The organism is Streptomyces sp. NPDC020875 (genome assembly GCF_040641415.1).
Classification (GTDB): domain Bacteria; phylum Actinomycetota; class Actinomycetes; order Streptomycetales; family Streptomycetaceae; genus Streptomyces.
Genome location: NZ_JBFADP010000098.1, coordinates 1 through 17,261, shown reverse-complemented (window position 1 = coordinate 17,261; position 17,261 = coordinate 1). Strand labels below are relative to the sequence as shown.

The window sequence follows — 17,261 nt, the reverse complement described above, 5'->3', positions numbered from 1 at the left end:
AGACTTCCTCCACACCTACAACCACCACCGCAGCCACACCGCACTCGACGGACACCCACCCATCAGCCGCGTTAACAACCCTGCGGGTCAATACAGCTAGGGCGTGTTGTGTCCGGGCCCGGCTTCCGAGGTGGGCCGTGTCGGCGTCGGGGGACTGGGTAGGCGGGCAGCCTGAGTCCTTCCGAGGGGAAGGACCGCGTACGACCTCGTGGTGAAAGGAGACCCGCGTGATCATCGCTGTTATTGGTGTCTGTGCCGCTCTGGCCGTTCTGGGCTTCCTCGTCCCCCGGCTGTCCCGTCACCCGGAGCGCGGCACCCAGCGCACCCTCGGCGCCGGATCCCGGCTGGGCGGCAAGGCCCCGGGAATCCTCGGCCGCCTGCTCAGCAAGCCGTTCCGCAGCAGCTCCCGGGCCGTGGGCCGCAGCGGATCCGCCGGGCGCCGCGCCCGCCGCCGACTGCCCTTCTGACGACCGCGCCCCACCTGCGGAAAGGCCCGGCAACGGCCTGTCTGAGAATCCGTTCACAGGGGGCCGCGAAGTCCGTGGTGCCGCCCCGGGCCCCGTAGGCCGTGCCGCGCGTCGGGCGCACGGGCCGGGGCCGCCCGGGGCGGGCGTGGGCAGAGCTGCGGGCTCGCCCCGCCCGTCCTACTGCCGGGCGATTCCGGCCGGGTCGAGCTTCATCGGGAACGGCCCGTCGATCGTGGTGACGGTGCCCGGGAGCGCGATGACCCGCTCCGCGTACCGGCCGTTGTCCAGCTCCGAGACGATCAGGCGGGGAGCGGGATCGAACTCCAGCCGCCAGTAGTGCGGAATGGCGGCTTCGGCGTAGAGCAGCGGTTTGACTTTGCGGTCCATGGTCTTGTTGCCGGGTGAGACGAGTTCGACGACGAGCTGTACCGCCTCGGCGTCGATACTGACCGCGTCCTCGGCCGTCGCACCCGCGTCGGCCACGACGATGTCCGGGACCACAAGACCGGAGGGCAGGGTGACGTTGATCGCCTCCAGGACCTCGACCGGCGCGCCCGCTGCCTGCGCGGCGGCTTCGAGCGCCACATGGAGCCGGAAGCCGGCACGCTGATGGCGCAGCCCCGGAGCCGGGGACATCACGAGGGATTCCCCCAGCAGCTCGTAGCGCGCCGAGCGGTCCTCGGGCAGGGCCAGGACATCCGCGACGGTCCAGGGACCATGGTGCTCCGTAAAGCGGGCGACGCTCACTCCTCCGCCTCCTCACGGCCGACACTGCCAGTGTGCCGGGTGGGTCGGGCGATGTCTTGAAGAGTCCGGTATCGCCGGGGCGCGAAGCCGGTGGCCCCACCCCGCCCCGTGCCCGAGGCGGACGCGGGGGTGGGGGAGACTGGGCGTATGGCCATTCATGAGAATCTCCTCGGGGGTCCGCCCCCCACCCGGCTGCCCGACGAGACCGGGCCCCGTGAGGCGCTCGCCGCCGGGACCGCGCCCGTGGACGTCGCCGCTCAGTACCCGACCTCGTCGCTGGCCTGGGCGCTGCTCGCGGACGACGCCTTCGAGGCCGGGCGGGTCGTGGAGTCGTACGCGTACGCCCGTACCGGGTACCACCGGGGGCTCGACGCCCTGCGCCGCAACGGCTGGAAGGGCCACGGGCCCGTGCCGTGGGAGCACGAGCCGAACCGGGGCTTCCTGCGCGCCCTGCATGCCCTCGCCCGGGCCGCGGGCACCATCGGTGAGAAGGCGGAGTACGAGCGCTGCTCCCAGTTCCTGCGGGACTCGTCGCCGCTCGCCGCGGACACGCTGGGCTGAGGCCGAGACGGTTCGTCTCGTTCGGGGCGCCGGTTTCGCGGACCGGTGCCCCGGCGGTTCCGCACGGAGATATCTGGAGGGGACACGGGTCGGCGTTTAGGATGCGCTCGGGGACCGGAGCTCCCACCCACCAACAGGAAGGGGCGGACCGCTACCCGGACACATCGAGGAGACGCGATGTCCCAGTCCGCTGCGCACGACTCCCCGGCGCGTGAAGCCACCGCGCCCACCGCGCCCACCGGGCCGTACGAGCCCACCGCGCCCGCCACGCCCGCCGACGGTGCCGACGGTGCCGTTGACGACGTGCCGACCGTCGACTTCGCGGGGACCACCCCGTACGAGGACTACGTCCAGGCCGATGTCCTCACCCATTTGCAGCATCCCCTCTCCGACGACCCCGGCGAGATGGTCTTCCTCGTCACCACCCAGGTCATGGAGTTGTGGTTCACCGTCGTCGTCCACGAGTGGGAGACCGCGACCGCCGCGCTCCGCCGGGACGACGTGCCCGTCGCCATAGCGGCCCTCAAGCGTTCGGTACGCGAGCTGGAGGCGCTCAACGCGTCCTGGCGGCCCCTCGGACAGCTCACCCCCGCGCAGTTCAACTCCTACCGGGGTGCCCTCGGCGAGGGTTCGGGCTTCCAGTCCGCGATGTACCGGCGGATGGAGTTCCTGCTCGGCGAGAAGTCCGCGTCGATGCTGGTCCCGCACCGGGGCGCGCCCCGGGTCCACGCCGAGTTGGAGCAGGCGCTGGCCGAACCCAGCCTCTACGACGAGGTGCTGGCGCTGCTGGCCCGGCGCGGCAAGGCCGTCCCGGCCGAGGTGCTGGACCGTGAGCCGGACCGCCGGTACGAGCCGCACGAGGCCGTCGAGCGGGTCTGGTCGGAGATCTACCGCGATCCGGACCGGGACGAGGAGCTGGTACGGCTCGGGGAGGCGCTGACGGACGTTGCCGAACTGGTCTGGCGCTGGCGCAACGACCATCTCGTGGCGACCCGGCGCGCGATGGGCGCCAAGACGGGGACGGGCGGCTCCGCCGGGGTGGCGTGGCTGGAGAAGCGGGCCCGCCGCAATGTCTTCCCCGAGCTGTGGACGGCGCGCAGCCATGTCTGAGCCCCGTGTGACCTCCACCGGCCCGGAGCCCGGCCCGGAGCCCGGCCCGGAGTCCGGCCCGGAGTCCGGCGCCGAGTCCGGCGTACGAGCCGGGGCCGCCGATTCCGTACGCGATGGTCTGCGGGACCGGGCCGCCCGGCTCGACGGGGCCGACCCGCTCCGGTTCGCCCGGGACCGTTTCGCCCTCCCCGACGGTGTCGTCTATCTCGACGGCAACTCCCTCGGCGCGCTCGCCGCCCACGTCCCCGCCCGGCTCGCCGACGTCATCGGCCGCCAGTGGGGCGAACTGGGCATCCGGTCCTGGACCGAGAGCGGCTGGTGGCAGGCGCCCGAGCGGATCGGCGACCGGATCGCGCCCCTGGTCGGGGCCGCGCCGGGACAGCTCGTGGTCGCCGATTCGACCAGCGTCAATGTGTTCAAGGCGGTGGTCGGCGCGGTCCGGCTGGCGGGCGACGGGCGTACGGACGTCCTGGTGGACGCCACCACCTTCCCCACGGACGGCTATATCGCGGCGTCGGCGGCCCGGCTGACCGGGCACCGGATCGTCCCCGTCGACCCCGCCGACCCGGCCGCCGTCGGCCGGGCGCTGGGCCCGCGGACCGCGGCCGTACTCCTCAACCATGTCGACTACCGCTCCGGCCGCCGCCACGACCTGCCCGGTCTCACGGCCGCCGTCCACGAGGCGGGCGCCCTCGCCGTCTGGGACCTCTGCCACAGCGCCGGGGCCCTGCCTGTCGGCCTCGACGCGTCCGGGGTGGACCTGGCCGTGGGGTGTACGTACAAGTATCTGAACGGCGGCCCCGGCGCCCCCGCGTTCCTCTATGTCGCCGCCCGCCACCAGGCCGCCTTCGACTCCCCGCTGCCGGGCTGGAACGGGCATACGGAGCCGTTCGCGATGACACCGGGGTACGAGCCCGCGGCCGGGATCGGGCGCGGCCGGGTCGGGACGCCCGACATCCTCTCCCTGCTGGCGCTCGACGCGGCGCTGGACGTCTGGGACGGGGTCGGCATCGACGCAGTACGGGCCAAGAGCCTGGCCCTGACCGACTTCTTCCTGGAGTGCGTGGCGGCGTATGCCGGGCTCGACGGCGGTGGCTCACCGCTGCGGTCCCTGACGCCGGAACGGCACGAGGAACGCGGCAGCCAGATCGCGCTCTCCTGCCCCGGGACGGCGCCCGCCGTGATGGACCGGCTGATCGCCCGGGGCGTGGTCGGCGATCTGCGCGGCCCGGACGTCCTGCGGTTCGGGTTCACCCCGTTGTACACGGGCTTCGCGGACGTGGAGCGCGCGGCGGGGGTACTCGCGGAGGTACTGGCGGAGATGGCGGCTTCGACGTCGGCGTCGGCGTCGGCGTCGACGGAGCCGGTGGTGACCGAGGCGTAGGGCAGGGGCGGCCGGTTCTTCGAACAGGGCGCCCGGGCCGCCGGAAGGAGCCCTTCCGGCGGCCGTCCCGGCGTCCTCGGGGACACCCGCCCCTTCGGTGGTACCGTCCCGCTGACCAGGTCGTTCCAGCGGTACAAGTCCGCGTGAACATCGGAGGGTTGGCGCCGTATGGCGGAATCCAGCGTGCCGGATCCGAGCCGGCCGGAACCGAACACCCCCGGCGCGTCCGGCGCGCCGGGGACCCCCGGTCCCGGAGTGCCCGACGCCGCCGCTGTCGAACGGGACGCGGCCGAGGAGAAGTCGGTGTTCGCGCATCCGGCCGTCGAACCCGACGCGACGGAGGCGTACGGCCCCCACCCGGACCAGATCGTCGACTTCCACGCGCCCCGGGGCGGCCCGGACCACCCCGAGGGGACGGGCGGGGCGCCGCTGGTCGTGGTCTTCCACGGGGGTGCGTGGCGTGCCCCGTACGACCGTCGGCACATCAGCCCGTTCGCGGACTTCCTGGCCCGGCGGGGGTTCGCGGTGGCGAACGTCGAATACCGCAGGGGGCGGGACGTCCCCGCTCCCCGCACGGGCCCCGGGGGCGGCACCGAGGCCACGGGCGGGCCCGTCGCCGGGCGCTGGCCCGAGACCTTCGACGACGTCGCCGCAGTGATGGACGCCCTGCCGGAGCTGGTGGCCCGGGCACTGCCCGGTACCGACATCCGCCGTACCGTCCTCACCGGCCACTCCGCGGGCGGCCAGCTCGCGCTCTGGGCTGCGGCCCGCCACGTACTGCCCCGGGGCAGCGCCTGGCGCCTGGACCGCGCACCCGAACTCCGCGGGGTGGTGGCGCTCGCCCCGATCGCCGACTTCGAGCGGGCGACGGCACTCGACGTGTGCGGGGGAGCGGTCCGCCAACTCCTCGGCACCGGGGACGACGAGACGGCGGCGGCGGCCCGGCGCGCGGCGGCCGACCCGGCGCTGCTGCTGCCGACGGGCATCGCGACGACCGTGGTGCAGGGGTACGACGACATCGTCGTACCCCGGCCGGTCGCCGAGGCGTACGTCGACGCGGCGGCCCGCGCGGGCGAGACGGTGGGCCTGACGCTCCTGGCGGAGGCCGGCCACTTCCCCCTGATCGACCCGGCGGCGGACGCGTGCGCGGTGGTGGCGGAGGAGATCGCGCAACTGGCGTGGTGAGGCGGCGGGGCGGGGGCTGCTCTGAGCGCCGCCTCACGGTCCGGGCCGCGCCTGTCTGCTTGATGTTGTTCGCGGTCCGCAGCCCGTGAGTGGCTTGTCTCGCAGTTCCCCGCGCCCCTGGGTTGCTCTTCTGTCCGCTCTTGTGGAGAGGCGGCCCCTTTTCAGGGGCGGTGCTCGGGAGAGCATTCAGGGGCGCGGGGAACTGCGCGAACAGCCCATCACCGGGCTGCAGACCGAGAACAAGGCGCGGTTGCCGGGCGCGGCCCGGGTGGTGAGGCGCGGCGGCGGCGCGGGGCGCGTAGCGACGTCATCGCCGACAGGAGGACCGGGACCGCGGCCAGGGCGAAACAGAGCGTCAGCGGCAGCCGTCCCACCACCAGCCCGGCCGCCGCCGTCGCCCCCGACGAACCGGCGTTGAGCGCGGTGTTGACCCAGGCGCCCGCCGTGGTCCGCGTCGCCGGATCGGCGGCCTCGTCGGCGATCAGATACGCGGTGGTGAGCGCCGGGGAGATGAACAGCCCGCCGATCGCCGCGCCCGCGACGAGTACGGCGGGATGCGGGGAGAACCCCGTCGCGATCAGGGTCGCTCCCAGCGCCGCCGCGAGAAACGCCAGCCGCGTACCGCTGCCGACGCGCCACGGCACGGCGCCGTGGACCAGGCCGCCGACGGCGCTGCCCGCGGACATCGCGGCCAGGGCCCAGGCGACGATCGCCCCTGGGGCGCCGTGATCGTCGGCGTAGGCGATCACCAGAAGGTCGAACGCGCCCAGACAGATGCCCACCGAGGCGGAGACGGCGATGGCCTGCCGCAGCCGGGGGTCGCCATGCCACCGGCGCCCGCGCCCACCGCCGATTCCGGCCCCGGATTCGACCCCGGCCTCGGACTCGGATTCGGATTCGGCCCCGGCCTCGGTCCCCGTCGGCGCGGACGCGGCGGACCCCTTCCCGTGGCCCTTCCAGCCGCGTACCGGCGGTGCCGAGATCAGCGTCAGCGAGCCGGTCAGAACGAGTACGGCACTCACCGCCAGCCCGACGGACGGTGTCGCGAGCTGCGCCACCACCCCCACCAGCAACGGGCCCGTGACGAAGAGGAGTTCCTCGGCGACGGCGTCGAGACTGTACGCGCGCCGCAGCAGCGCCCGGTCGGGCACCAGATCGCTCCACAACGTCCGCATCACCGGGCCGAGCGGCGGTGTGCAGACCCCGGCCGGTACGGCCAGGACTCCCAGCAGAACGCCCGGTACCCCCGGCCACGAGGTCGCGACGGCCAGCGCCGTCAGCGACAGCGCGTAGCCGACGGCCATCGGGAGCAGGGCCCGTCGCGGCCCGTGGCGGTCGACCAGGGCGGCCCTCGCCGGGGAGAGCAGCACGCTCGTCAGCCCGAACAGGGCCATGACGGTCCCGGCCACGGCATAGGAGCCGGTGGCGTCCTTGACCGCCAGGATCAGCGACAGGGAGACCATTCCGTAGGAGAGACGGCCCAGCAGGGCCGCCCCGAAGGTGCGGCAGGCGTAGCGGGTACGCAGTACGGCCGCGTACGAAGGCGCGGCGGACGGCGGCGCCGGAGCAGCAGACATGGTGATATTCCTCGAAAGACTGCGCCCGTGAGAGGGCGCTCTTCGGCGTGCGGGACGGCGAGGGCCACGCTCGGCGGCCGGATGATTCGACGGCCCGGTGCGCGGCTGTGCCGACGCCTATGCACGGAAGAGGAACATGCGGCGACCGTAGCAGCAGGGGGGCCGGGGGAACAGCCCGGTGCCGGTGATCGGCCGCCGCGGGCCGCGGCCGGAATTCGTCCGCGTATCCGGGCATGATCGGCGGGGGCCGAGTGTTGCCGAAGTGACGGGCGGCGGCGGAACGGGGGTTCGCCGTCGTCCGTCTTGCTGCGCCTGCCGGGCCCGTCTTTCGGTGATGGCGGTGATTTCTGGCCGAATCCGTCGTAGGCCCCGATACTCGGGGCCATGGCTCAAGGACCCGCCGCACCCCGTCCCCTGTCCGACGAAGCACTCTCGAAGCTGCTGGCGGACGGCCGGTTCGGCACATTCGCGACGGTGAAGCGCGACGGGCATCCGCATCTGATGACATTGCTGTACCACTGGGACCCGGAGTCCCGGACGGTACGTTTCTCCACCCTCGTGGACCGCGTCAAAGCCGGACACGTCCGCCGCAACCCCCTCGCCTCTGTGCATGTCCAGGGGCCCGACGTCTGGTCGTTCGCGGTCGCCGAAGGGGAGGCGGAGGTCTCTGCGCCGACGGTCGTGGCTGGTGACGAGGTCGGCCGGGAGCTGCTGTCGATGATCCCGGCGGCGGCCCGCCCGACGGACCCGGCGGACGAGACCGCGTTCCTGGAACAGCAGGTGGCGGAGGGCCGGGTGGTCATCCGCCTGCGGGTGAACCGGCTCTACGGCACGGCGCTCGACATCTCCTGACGGCCCGCCGGGTGCGCTTTGCGGGCGGTACGAGGGGATCGCCGGACGCGGACGAAGTGCTGCGGGGCGGGTCGGTGCCCCCGTAACATCCCAGATCACCGAGCCGGTGCCCCGCGTGCGCGGGGATGGTCCCTTGAATTTCCGGAGCGGGTCCGTCTGGAGCTGCTACGCCCCGCGTGTGCGGGGATGGACCCTTGAAGTTGGCGGGCGGGTTCGGCTCGACCAGCTGCCCCCCCCGCGTGTGCGGGGATGGTCCCGACACCCCGTACGCGGTCCGCGTGCACGAGGACTGCGCCCCGCGCATGCGGGGCTGCCCCCGCCCCCGAAAACCGCCTGGCCCGACTCGTCTCCGCGTGTTGGAATCCCGGCGTGACCACGACGATCCGCATCCGCCCCCGTACCGACGACGATCTCCCGGCCTGCGTCGACGCCCTCGCGGCGGTCCACGACGAGGACGGGTACCCGGTCGACTGGCCCGCCGATCCCGGGGCGTGGCTGTCGCCCGCGTCGGCGCTCGGTGCGTGGGTCGCCGTCCATGAAGGGGTGCCCGTCGGGCATATCGCCCTGTGCGCGCCCGGTGACGGCGATCTCGCCCCCGGGCTCTGGGCCCGTGACAGCGGTGAGCCGTCGTCCGGCACGGCCGTCGTCAGCCGGTTGTTCGTCGCCCCCGGTGCCAGGGGGCGGAATCTGGGGGCGCTGCTGCTGGCCGGGGCCGTCGAGTACGCCGCGCGCCTCGGGCTGCGTCCGGTGCTCGACGTGGTCGAGTCCGACCGGGCCGCCGCCGCGCTCTACGAACGCCTCGGCTGGCGGCGGCTCGCGGCCACCGAGCAGCGCTGGGCTTCGGGGCGGACGGTGACGGTCCTCTCGTACGCCGCCTGACCCGCCCGCCGACTCCTTTCGAGCGGTACGTCAGCCCTGCGGGGCGGCCCCGGCGGCCCCCGCGGTCTCGGTGGCCCCGGCGGTCTCGGGGGTCTCGGCGGCTCCGGGGCCGTAGACCCGGTCGCGGTGTTCCCGCCAGCGGGCCATCATCTTCGGCAACTCGCCCTCGACGAATTCGAAGAAGCCGAGCGTCTCCGCCATCCGCGCGCCCGCCGGGCTGTCCGGGCCGAGGGACGCGATGCCGTGCCGCAGGGTGTCCTCCCAGCGGCGGATGATCTGTTCGCGGCTGGTCAGGGCCTCGTACCACTGGTCGGAGTGGACCCGGTAGCGCTCCCGTCGCGAGCCCGGTTCGCGTTCCCGCGACAGCATGTTGACACTGGCGAGATAGCGGACCGCGCTCGATACCGCCGCCGGGCTGACCTGGAGTCGTTCGCCCAGTTCGGCCGAGGTCAGCTGGCCCTCGTCCGAGGAGAGGATCGCCGCGAAGACCCGGGCCGGCATCCGGGCCATCCCGGCCTCCGCCAGCTGCGCGGCGAACCGTTCGACGAAGGCGGAGACCGCCGCCTCGTCCCGCGCTCTCTCCGGCCGCGCCGTCTCCGGCCGCCGCCGCTGCTCGGTCGTCATGCCCCGGCCCTCACGATCCCGATTGTCACGTTCCGTCGCCGTTTCCGGCTCCGGTCCTTCGATTTTATACACTTCCTTAACTTCACAAATTTCTGAAAGAAGCGTACTTTCGAAATCATGACGAAGGCCATCACCGTCTCCGGACTGCACAAGTCCTTCGGCCGGACGCACGCGCTCGACGGTCTCGACCTCACCGTCGAAGCCGGGGAGGTGCACGGCTTCCTGGGGCCCAACGGCTCCGGCAAGTCGACCACCATCCGGGTACTGCTCGGCCTGCTCAGGGCCGATTCGGGCGCGGCGCGACTGCTGGGGCGCGACCCCTGGCGCGACGCCGTCGAGCTGCACCGGAGACTCGCGTACGTACCCGGGGACGTCACCCTCTGGCGGAATCTGTCCGGCGGGGAGGTGATCGATCTGTACGGACGGCTGCGCGGCGGACTCGACCGGGCGCGGCGGGCCGAGCTGATCGAACGGTTCGAGCTGGACCCCACCAAGAAGGGGCGTACCTACTCCAAGGGGAACCGGCAGAAGGTCGCCCTGGTCGCCGCGTTCGCCTCCGACGTCGACCTGCTCGTCCTCGACGAACCCACGTCCGGGCTCGACCCGCTGATGGAGGAGGTCTTCCAGGAATGTGTGCTCCGCGAGCGCGACCGGGGGCGGACCGTGCTGCTGTCGTCGCACATCCTGTCCGAGGTGGAGACCCTCTGCGACCGGGTGTCGATCATCCGGCGTGGCCGGACCGTGGAGACCGGTTCACTCGCCGACCTCCGGCACCTCACCCGTACCAGTGTCACCGCCGAACTCGCGGCGCCGCCGCCCGACGGGCTCACCCGGCTGCCGGGTGTCCACGACCTCGACGTCCGGGGCCACCGGGTCCGGCTCCAAGTCGAAACGGACAAGCTGGACGCGGTACTCAGGGCGCTCACCGAATCCGGCGTACGGTCGCTGACGAGTACGCCGCCCACGCTGGAGGAGCTGTTCCTCCGGCACTACGCGGCGGACGGAGACGGCGCCGGAGCCGGGGCCGGGGCTGTCGGGGCTGTCGGGGCCGTTGAGGGGAGCGGGCGATGAGTACGGCCACCGCCGTCCCGGCCCCGGCTCCCCGCCCCGCCTCCGGCCGCCCGGCCGGACCGGGCCGCGAGCGGCCCTTCGCCGGGACCGGCACCCTCTTCCGGCTCGCCCTCCGCCAGGACCGGATCATGCTCCCGGTCTGGGTCCTGGTCCTCTCCATGATCGTCGTCAGCGGCGCCGGCACGATCGAGGGGCTGTACGCCACCCCCTCCGACCGGGCCGAGTTCGCCGACTCCATGAGCACCAACGGCTCCCTCCGCGCCCTCTACGGAACGGTCTTCGGCGACTCCGTCGGCGCCCTGGTCGCCTGGCGCTTCGGAGTCTCCACCGCCGTACTCGCCGCCGTGATGAGCCTGCTGATCGTCATCCGGCACACCCGCGAGGAGGAGGAGACCGGCCGCCAGGAGATGATCGCCTCCGGCGTCGTCGGACGCCGGGCGGGGCTGACCGCCGCGCTGCTCACCGCGTTCGTCGCCAACGCCGCCGTCGCCGTACTCGTCGCCGCCGGACTCGCCGGGTCCACCGGCGACCCGGCGGGCGGGGTCGCCCTCGGCCTCGGGATCGCCGGGGTCGGCCTCCTCTTCGCCGGGGTGGCCGCGATCGCCGCCCAGTTCACCGAGAGCGCCCGGCTGGCCCGTGGCCTGACCGGCGCCGCACTCGGCCTCGCCTTCGGACTCCGCGCGGCGGGCGACGCGGGCGACGCCCACGGCGACGCCGTACTGACCTGGCTCTCCCCCCTCGGCTGGGCCGGACATCTGCGGCCCTACGCCGGGGAACGGTGGTGGATCCTGCTGCTCTTCGCCGCCGCCGTCATCGGCCAGGGCGCCCTCGCCTTCGTCCTCGCGGGCCGCCGCGACGTCGGTATGAGCTTCCTGCCGACCCGGCCCGGACCCGCCGAAGGACGCCTCGGCACGGTCGCGGCGCTCGCCTGGCGGCTCCAGCGGGGCGCCCTGTACGGCTGGACCGCCGGATTCCTGGTCGCCGGATTCGTCTTCGGCGGCATGGCCGACGGTGCGGCCGACCTGGTGGGCGAGAACGAGTCCACTCGGGAGATCTTCGAACGCATGGGCGGCCAGTCCGGGCTGACGGAAGCGTTTCTCGCGGCGATCGCCGGACTCTTCGCCATGCTGGCCGCGGTCTACGTCGTCGGATCCGTACTCCGGCTCCACGGCGAGGAGGCCGGACAGCGCGCCGAACCCCTGCTCGCCACGGCCGTCAGCCGCACCGCCTGGGCCGCGAGCCATCTGACCATCGCCTTCGGCGGCGCGGTCGTCGTCGTCACGGCCGCGGGCCTCGGTCTCGCGGTCGGCCACGGCAAGGACTTCGGGGCCGTGCTCGGGGCGGCGCTCGTCCTCCTCCCGGCGGTCTGGCTGCTGGGCGGCCTCGCTGTCCTCGTCCACGGCTTCTTTCCCCGGTACGCCCCCGCCGCCTGGGCGGTCGTCGGCACGGCCCTCGCCATCGGCTGGCTCGGCCCGGCACTGGACCTCCCGGCGGCGGTACTGGACCTGTCGCCGTTCAGCCATCTCCCGAAAATGCCGGGTGAGGCGATGAACTGGCCCCCGGTCCTCGTCCTGACGGCCCTGGCGGCGGGGTTGGTGGCGGCGGGCCTGGCGGGTCTCCGCCGCCGCGACATCCTGACGGGCTGAACCCCGGGCCGCGCCCGGCCGCCCCGTCCCCGCGCTCCTGCCCGAATCGGTAGGAGCGCGGGGCCTTTTGGCTTCGCGGGATCAGACGCGCGAGTTCTTGGCGAGTGCGACAAGCCCGGTGAAGGCTCGGGCGGAGAGCATGAGGACCGGGCCGTCGGTGCGCTTGCTGTCCCGCACGGGGACTGTGCCGGCTTCGGCACCCGGTCGGGCCTTGGCGCGGGGGCATCGCCGCCCGCCCGTCGTAGAGACATCCCGGCCACTCGGCGGTCCTCGGCTGCGGTCAAGGCCGTTGCGGCGAAAGCGTCTTGGCGTGGCGGGTGGCGTGATACGTTCCGTGATCCAATCGGAAAAAGGCGACCCCGGCGGTGCTACCAACACCCCGGGGCCCGGCAACAGGAGAAAGCCACTCCCGATGCGCGTACATCGTATCGAACACGCACGTAGTTTTACCGTGCTGCCCAACAGTCTTCTTCAGGACCGGCGGCTGTCCTACACGGCCCGGGGTCTGCTCGCGGACCTCCTCTCGCGCCCGGACGGCTGGCGCGAGGACGGCCGTCACATGGCCGACACCAGCCCGCAGGGGCGTGGGGCGATCCGCAAGGCACTCAAGGAACTGACCGAGGCCGGGTACTACCGGGTGGAGAAGATCCGCCTGCCGGACGGCACGATCCGAACCGAGACCCACGTCCACGACACCCCGCAGCCGGTGGTGCCGGGTGTCACCCGTCCGGTCTCCGGTGGGCCGAGCACCGGTCGTACTGGCGCCCCTCTTTTAAAGAACCGGTACCAAGAACCCTCCCACCCCGCCGCCCGGCCCGAGGGGCGGGAGGAGAGCCGGACCGACGGCCAGAAGACTCCGGCCGTACCGGACGGACGGGTCCGCGAGGCGGTGGCGACGCTGTTCCGGGTGCTCAGCGCCGAGCCGCGCCTGCGGCTGGGCGAGGCCGAGGCCGTCGAACTGGCGCCGCTCGTCGTCCAGTGGCTGGAGCGCGGCAGCACAGCCGGGGAGCTGGCCCGGGCCCTGCTGCCCGGCCTGCCCGTGCCCCTGCACTCCCCGGTCGGCGTGCTCCGCAGCCGCCTCCAGCGCAAACTGCCGCCCGTCCGGGTCCCGCAGCAGCCCATGAAGCCTCGGTACGCCGAATGCGCCAAGTGCCATGACCCGGTCTCGGGACCGGGCATCTGCGCCGCGTGTGCGGGCCTGGGCGGACGGAGAGCCCAGGCCGACGACGGGGCGGTCGTGGCCACCAACGGAGCCGCGCGGGTCCGGGAAGCCATGCTCGCCGCGAGATCGGTGTTGAGCGCCGGACAGCTCGCCGTCGCGGGAGCCGGTTAGACGCCGAGCCAGCTCGTGGCCTCTCCGGAATCCGTGGGCGGTTCCTGCCCGGCATTGCCGACCGCGCCCACCATCGTGGTTGTTCTCGCAGTTCCGCCCCCTATGCCTTCGGCAATGGGGGGACCCCCAGAGCCTTGGCTTCTCCCGGGCACCGACCCTGAACAGGTGGCCCTGAGGGCTACAGCTCCACCGGGAGCGCGTGGACGCCCCTGATCACGTAGCCCGGTTTCCATTCCGGGTCACCGGCGAGTCGGAGCGTCGGCGCCTCCCGGAGGAGTTCGCCGAACGACGCCGCGAGTTCGAGGCGGGCCAGCGGTGCGCCCAGGCAGAAGTGGATTCCGGCGCCGAAGGTGATGTGCGGATTGTCCGTACGGGCGAGGTCCAGGGTGTCCGGGGCGGGGAAGCGGGCCGGGTCGCGGTTGGCCGAGCCGAAGAGGAGGGCGAGTTCCGCGCCGCGCGGGACGACCGTGCCGCCGATCTCGATGTCGTCGAGGACCCACCGTTCGAACATCTGGAGCGGGGTGTCGTACCGCATCAGTTCCTCGACCGCCGTCGGCAGCAGCGAGTGGTCCGCGCGCAGCGCGGCCAGCTGTTCGGGGTGGCGGAAGAGGGTCCACCATCCGTTGGCGGTGGTGTTGACGGTCGCCTCGTGGCCCGCGTTCAGCAGCAGTACGCAGGTGGAGATCATTTCCTGTTCGCTGAGCCGGTCGCCCTCGTCGTACGCGGCGATCAGCGCCGAGATCAGGTCGTCCCCGGGGTCGGTGCGCCGTTCGGCGATCAGGCCCCGCAGATAGGCGGAGAACTCGACGGACGCGGTGACGGCCCGCCGCGCGGTCTCCTCCGACGGGTTCAGTTCGAACATGCCGCAGATATCGGCGGACCAGGGCCGCAGCAGGGGCCGGTCGCTCTCCGGGACGCCGAGCATTTCCGCGATCACGGCGACCGGCAGGGGTTCGGCGATATCGGCGAGCAGATCGCCGCCGCCCGCTTTCTTCAGTCCGGCGACGAGTTCGGCCGCCAGCCGCCGTACGGTCGGCTCCAGCGCGGCGACCGTACGGGGCGTGAACGCCTTGGTGACCAGCCGCCGGATCCGGGTGTGGTCGGGGGCTTCCAGGTCGAGGATGCCGTGGTCGTTGAGGGTGTGGAACGGTTCGTGGGCCGCCGGGGGCGGGGTCCGGCCGAACTCCTCGTGGGTGAAGCGGTGGAGGTACGTACGGCCCAGGCGCCGGTCCCGCAGCAGCGCCGACACATCCGCGTAGTGGGGGACCAGCCACTGCCCGGTCGGCTCGAACCAGTGCACCCGCCCGTCGGCCCGCAGCCGCTCGTAGGCGGGGTACGGATCGGCGACGAAAGCGGGTGACCATGGCTCGAAAAGTGCGTCCATATCCGGACGCTAACCGTCCGGAGGGGCCGCTGACCAGGCCCCCACCGGCCCGGATACCGAAAAGCTATGAAGGCGTGACGAGCCGGGCCTCGTAGGCGAACACCGCCGCCTGGGTCCGGTCCCGCAGCCCCAGCTTCACCAGGACCCGGCTGACATGGGTCTTGATGGTGGACTCGGCGACCACCAGATGCTCGGCGATCTCCGCGTTCGAAAGACCCTGGGCGATCAGTACCAGGACCTCGGTCTCCCGCTCGGTGAGATCCCCGACCTGCGCCACCGCCCCCACCTTCGGGGCCTGGGTGAGCCGGGAGAACTCGGTGATCAGACGGCGGGTCACGGTCGGCGCCAGCAGCGCCTCGCCCGCCGCGACGACCCGGACGCCGTCCGCGAGCTGCCGGGCCGAGGCGTCCTTCAGCAGAAAGCCGGACGCCCCGGCGCGCAGCGCCTGGTACACGTACTCGTCGAGATCGAAGGTGGTCAGGACCAGCACCTTGGAGTCGGTCCGCGAGGCGACGATCTCCCGGGTGGCGTCGATCCCGTTCAGCTCCGGCATCCGGATGTCCATCAGGACCACGTCCGGCGCCAGCTCGGCGACCCGCTCGACCGCCTCCCGGCCGTTCACCGCCTCGCCGATGACCTCGATGTCCGGCATCGCGTTCAGCAGGACGGAGAAACCCTCCCGGACCATCATCTGGTCGTCGCAGATCAGGACCCTGATGGTCGAAGCGGTCACGGCGAGGGCTCCTCGGTGGTGGCGGGCGCGGGGGACTTCTTCAGCATGACGGGTCCGGTGGCCGGCTCGTCCCGGGGGGCCACCGGCTCGGCCGGGGCGACCGGGACGAACGCGGCCACCTCGTAGCCGCCGTCCGCCGCCGGGCCCGCCGTCAGCTCGCCCCCGAGCATCGCGACCCGCTCCCGCATCCCGGTGATGCCGTGCCCGGCGCCCGGCGACGGCTGGACCGGACCCTCCGGCGGAGTGTTGACCACCCGCAGGCCGAGCCCGCCGAGTACGTACGACACCTCCACCCGGGCCTTCGCGCCCGGCGCGTGCCGCAGCGCGTTGCTCAGCGCCTCCTGCACGATCCGGTACGCCGACAGCTCCACGCCCTGCGGCAGCGGCCGCACCGAACCGGTGACCACCTTCTCCGCGTCCAGACCCGTCTCCCGGACGTTCTCCAGCAGCCGGTCGAGATCGGCGAGTACGGGCTGCGGCGCGTCGGGGGCCTCGTAGTCCTCCGCCCGTACGACCCCGAGGATGCGGCGCAGCTCGGTCAGGGCCGCGACGGCGTTCTCGCGGATCGTGGCGAACGCCTTCTCCAGCTCCTCCGGCGGGTTCTCCACCCGGTAGGGCGCGGCCTCCGCCTGGATCGCCACGACGGACATATGGTGCGCGACGACGTCGTGCAGCTCGCGGGCGATCGTGGTGCGCTCCTCCAGCAGGGTCCGCTTGTCCCGCTCCACGGCGGACACGGTCCGCTCGGCCAAGACCTCGCGGTCGGCCGTCTTACGGACATTGATCGCCACCGCGACCAGCAGCACCATCGCCGAGACGACGAGCATGTGCGCCATGTTCTTGTTGTAGTAGCCGCCGAGCAGGGCTTCGGCGACCCCGCTGCTGAACGCGGTCAGGACCCACATCCAGACGGCGGTCCTGGGCCGGGCCCGCAGGGCGATCACGAACATGATCAGCAGATGCGCGGCGAAGGCGCCGGGGGGCCAGTGCCAGGAGTTGTAGTAGCTGGCGAGCAGCGGCGCCCAGACCGGTGACGCGAGGGAGAGCCAGAACGCGCCGACCGGCCGGATCACCACGAGCGCGATCAGCCCGGCGGGGAACATGGCCAGGACGATCATGTCGGTCGTGACACCCATGAAGGTGGCGCCGCTGAGGAGTACGAGGGCCGCGATCGCCAGCAGGAGGGCGTGCGGGGCCCACCGGGCGTAGTGGCGTATCGAGTCCGGCAGCAGCCGGATCAGCGGTCCGTCCGTCCGCATCGGCGGCAGCGGCCGATAGGCGAAGGCGTCGTGGAGGAGGTCCTCCCGAAGGCCCTGGAGGACCCCGACGGCCAGGTGGTATTCGGGGCTGCGGGTCGTCTCTGTCACGTATTCGAAGGTACGGGGCGTCTTGGGGTGCCGTCGTCACCAAGGATGCGGATCCGCTGCGCTCCGCCTCAAGGACGACCCGCGTCCCCCTCCGGAGGTGCGCCGCGTTGCCCTCTGGGGGTGTGCCGCCTTACTTCCCGGGTCGCGTCCGGCCTCGGGCCCCGGCCGCCCCGAGCTCGGAGGTGCCCGCCTTCGCATCGGGCCCGCGCCCCGTTTCCGGGCCGCGCCCGGCAGCCCGATGCTGTCGTCGGTCCGCGGACCGCCTGTGGCCGTTCGCGCAGTTCCGCCCCCTATGCCTTCGGCAATGGGGGGACCCCCAGCGCCTGGCCCTCCGGGTGAGG

17 protein-coding genes and 1 pseudogene are annotated in these 17,261 nt (G+C 73.0%); 11 read left to right on the top strand and 7 right to left on the bottom strand.

What is annotated here, in order from left to right; genetic code table 11:
- Positions 1-100, top strand: a pseudogene (locus tag AB0G74_RS33205) (IS481 family transposase); the annotation flags it as partial.
- 127 nt (positions 101-227) lie between these two features.
- Complete coding sequence (locus AB0G74_RS33200; protein ID WP_361154110.1) at positions 228-467, top strand: DUF6411 family protein; 240 nt, start codon at positions 228-230, stop codon at positions 465-467.
- A 177-nt stretch (positions 468-644) separates the two neighbouring features.
- Here the strand turns inward: AB0G74_RS33200 and AB0G74_RS33195 are convergent, their stop codons facing one another.
- Positions 645-1,214, bottom strand: a complete 570-nt coding sequence (locus AB0G74_RS33195) for a Uma2 family endonuclease (protein ID WP_361154107.1) — start codon at positions 1,212-1,214, stop codon at positions 645-647.
- Positions 1,215-1,361: 147 nt separating this feature from the next.
- Here AB0G74_RS33195 and AB0G74_RS33190 point away from each other — a divergent pair, with 147 nt between their 5' ends.
- The 4 genes from AB0G74_RS33190 (at position 1,362) to AB0G74_RS33175 (ending at position 5,454) form a co-directional block, all read left to right on the top strand.
- Positions 1,362-1,775, top strand: a complete 414-nt coding sequence (locus tag AB0G74_RS33190) for a DUF3151 domain-containing protein (RefSeq protein ID WP_361154105.1) — start codon at positions 1,362-1,364, stop codon at positions 1,773-1,775.
- A 177-nt stretch (positions 1,776-1,952) separates the two neighbouring features.
- On the top strand, positions 1,953-2,885 hold the full coding sequence (locus AB0G74_RS33185) for a tryptophan 2,3-dioxygenase family protein (RefSeq protein ID WP_361154103.1): 933 nt from the start codon (positions 1,953-1,955) through the stop codon (positions 2,883-2,885).
- The gene (gene kynU / locus AB0G74_RS33180) at positions 2,878-4,269 is read left to right on the top strand and encodes a kynureninase (protein ID WP_361154101.1); all 1,392 of its coding nucleotides are present in this window, start codon (positions 2,878-2,880) and stop codon (positions 4,267-4,269) included. The genes AB0G74_RS33185 and kynU overlap by 8 nt, the downstream gene beginning before the upstream one ends.
- 255 nt (positions 4,270-4,524) lie before the next feature.
- On the top strand, positions 4,525-5,454 hold the full coding sequence (locus tag AB0G74_RS33175) for an alpha/beta hydrolase (protein WP_361154115.1): 930 nt from the start codon (positions 4,525-4,527) through the stop codon (positions 5,452-5,454).
- 218 nt (positions 5,455-5,672) lie between these two features.
- Here the strand turns inward: AB0G74_RS33175 and AB0G74_RS33170 are convergent, their stop codons facing one another.
- On the bottom strand, positions 5,673-7,031 hold the full coding sequence (locus tag AB0G74_RS33170) for an MFS transporter (protein ID WP_361154098.1): 1,359 nt from the start codon (positions 7,029-7,031) through the stop codon (positions 5,673-5,675).
- Positions 7,032-7,415: 384 nt separating this feature from the next.
- On the opposite strand from AB0G74_RS33170, the gene AB0G74_RS33165 reads away from it, so the two are divergent.
- Positions 7,416-7,883: a TIGR03618 family F420-dependent PPOX class oxidoreductase gene (locus tag AB0G74_RS33165; protein WP_361154096.1), complete on the top strand. Its 468-nt coding sequence runs from the start codon at positions 7,416-7,418 to the stop codon at positions 7,881-7,883.
- 369 nt (positions 7,884-8,252) lie between these two features.
- Positions 8,253-8,762 carry a GNAT family N-acetyltransferase gene (locus AB0G74_RS33160; RefSeq protein WP_361154093.1) on the top strand — a complete coding sequence of 170 codons (510 nt, stop codon included), beginning with the start codon at positions 8,253-8,255 and terminating at the stop codon, positions 8,760-8,762.
- Positions 8,763-8,792: 30 nt separating this feature from the next.
- Here the strand turns inward: AB0G74_RS33160 and AB0G74_RS33155 are convergent, their stop codons facing one another.
- Positions 8,793-9,386 carry a MarR family transcriptional regulator gene (locus AB0G74_RS33155; protein WP_361154091.1) on the bottom strand — a complete coding sequence of 198 codons (594 nt, stop codon included), beginning with the start codon at positions 9,384-9,386 and terminating at the stop codon, positions 8,793-8,795.
- A 117-nt stretch (positions 9,387-9,503) separates the two neighbouring features.
- On the opposite strand from AB0G74_RS33155, the gene AB0G74_RS33150 reads away from it, so the two are divergent.
- Both AB0G74_RS33150 and AB0G74_RS33145 read left to right on the top strand, forming a co-directional pair.
- Positions 9,504-10,457, top strand: coding sequence for an ABC transporter ATP-binding protein (locus AB0G74_RS33150; RefSeq protein ID WP_361154089.1), 954 nt, complete (start codon positions 9,504-9,506; stop codon positions 10,455-10,457).
- A gap of 128 nt (positions 10,458-10,585) precedes the next feature.
- Complete coding sequence (locus tag AB0G74_RS33145; RefSeq protein WP_361154113.1) at positions 10,586-12,103, top strand: ABC transporter permease; 1,518 nt, start codon at positions 10,586-10,588, stop codon at positions 12,101-12,103.
- Positions 12,104-12,184: 81 nt separating this feature from the next.
- On the opposite strand, the gene AB0G74_RS33140 is transcribed toward AB0G74_RS33145, so the two are convergent.
- A complete protein-coding gene (locus AB0G74_RS33140) occupies positions 12,185-12,481 on the bottom strand; it encodes a DUF397 domain-containing protein (protein ID WP_361154087.1) in 297 nt (98 codons plus the stop codon).
- A 34-nt stretch (positions 12,482-12,515) separates the two neighbouring features.
- Between AB0G74_RS33140 and AB0G74_RS33135 the strand changes: the two genes are divergently transcribed.
- Entirely contained in the window at positions 12,516-13,436 is a 921-nt protein-coding gene (locus AB0G74_RS33135) for a hypothetical protein (protein WP_361154085.1), read from the top strand.
- A 178-nt stretch (positions 13,437-13,614) separates the two neighbouring features.
- On the opposite strand, the gene AB0G74_RS33130 is transcribed toward AB0G74_RS33135, so the two are convergent.
- From AB0G74_RS33130 to AB0G74_RS33120, 3 genes are all read right to left on the bottom strand, one after another.
- Positions 13,615-14,820: a cytochrome P450 gene (locus tag AB0G74_RS33130; RefSeq protein WP_361154083.1), complete on the bottom strand. Its 1,206-nt coding sequence runs from the start codon at positions 14,818-14,820 to the stop codon at positions 13,615-13,617.
- Positions 14,821-14,884: 64 nt separating this feature from the next.
- Positions 14,885-15,553 carry a response regulator transcription factor gene (locus AB0G74_RS33125; RefSeq protein WP_361154080.1) on the bottom strand — a complete coding sequence of 223 codons (669 nt, stop codon included), beginning with the start codon at positions 15,551-15,553 and terminating at the stop codon, positions 14,885-14,887.
- On the bottom strand, positions 15,550-16,920 hold the full coding sequence (locus AB0G74_RS33120; RefSeq protein ID WP_361154078.1) for a histidine kinase: 1,371 nt from the start codon (positions 16,918-16,920) through the stop codon (positions 15,550-15,552). The genes AB0G74_RS33125 and AB0G74_RS33120 overlap by 4 nt, the downstream gene beginning before the upstream one ends.
- Positions 16,921-17,261 lie beyond the last annotated feature (341 nt).

What these genes read in the sequence shown, in the direction of transcription:
- AB0G74_RS33190 (WP_361154105.1), top strand. Translation starts at nt 1,362, where the DNA reads ATGGCCATTCATGAGAATCTCCTCGGGGGTCCGCCCCCCACCCGGCTG.
- AB0G74_RS33185 (WP_361154103.1), top strand. Translation starts at nt 1,953, where the DNA reads ATGTCCCAGTCCGCTGCGCACGACTCCCCGGCGCGTGAAGCCACCGCG.
- kynU (WP_361154101.1), top strand. Translation starts at nt 2,878, where the DNA reads ATGTCTGAGCCCCGTGTGACCTCCACCGGCCCGGAGCCCGGCCCGGAG.
- AB0G74_RS33170 (WP_361154098.1), bottom strand. Translation starts at nt 7,031, where the DNA reads ATGTCTGCTGCTCCGGCGCCGCCGTCCGCCGCGCCTTCGTACGCGGCC.
- AB0G74_RS33165 (WP_361154096.1), top strand. Translation starts at nt 7,416, where the DNA reads ATGGCTCAAGGACCCGCCGCACCCCGTCCCCTGTCCGACGAAGCACTC.
- AB0G74_RS33155 (WP_361154091.1), bottom strand. Translation starts at nt 9,386, where the DNA reads ATGACGACCGAGCAGCGGCGGCGGCCGGAGACGGCGCGGCCGGAGAGA.
- AB0G74_RS33150 (WP_361154089.1), top strand. Translation starts at nt 9,504, where the DNA reads ATGACGAAGGCCATCACCGTCTCCGGACTGCACAAGTCCTTCGGCCGG.
- AB0G74_RS33145 (WP_361154113.1), top strand. Translation starts at nt 10,586, where the DNA reads ATGCTCCCGGTCTGGGTCCTGGTCCTCTCCATGATCGTCGTCAGCGGC.
- AB0G74_RS33135 (WP_361154085.1), top strand. Translation starts at nt 12,516, where the DNA reads ATGCGCGTACATCGTATCGAACACGCACGTAGTTTTACCGTGCTGCCC.
- AB0G74_RS33130 (WP_361154083.1), bottom strand. Translation starts at nt 14,820, where the DNA reads ATGGACGCACTTTTCGAGCCATGGTCACCCGCTTTCGTCGCCGATCCG.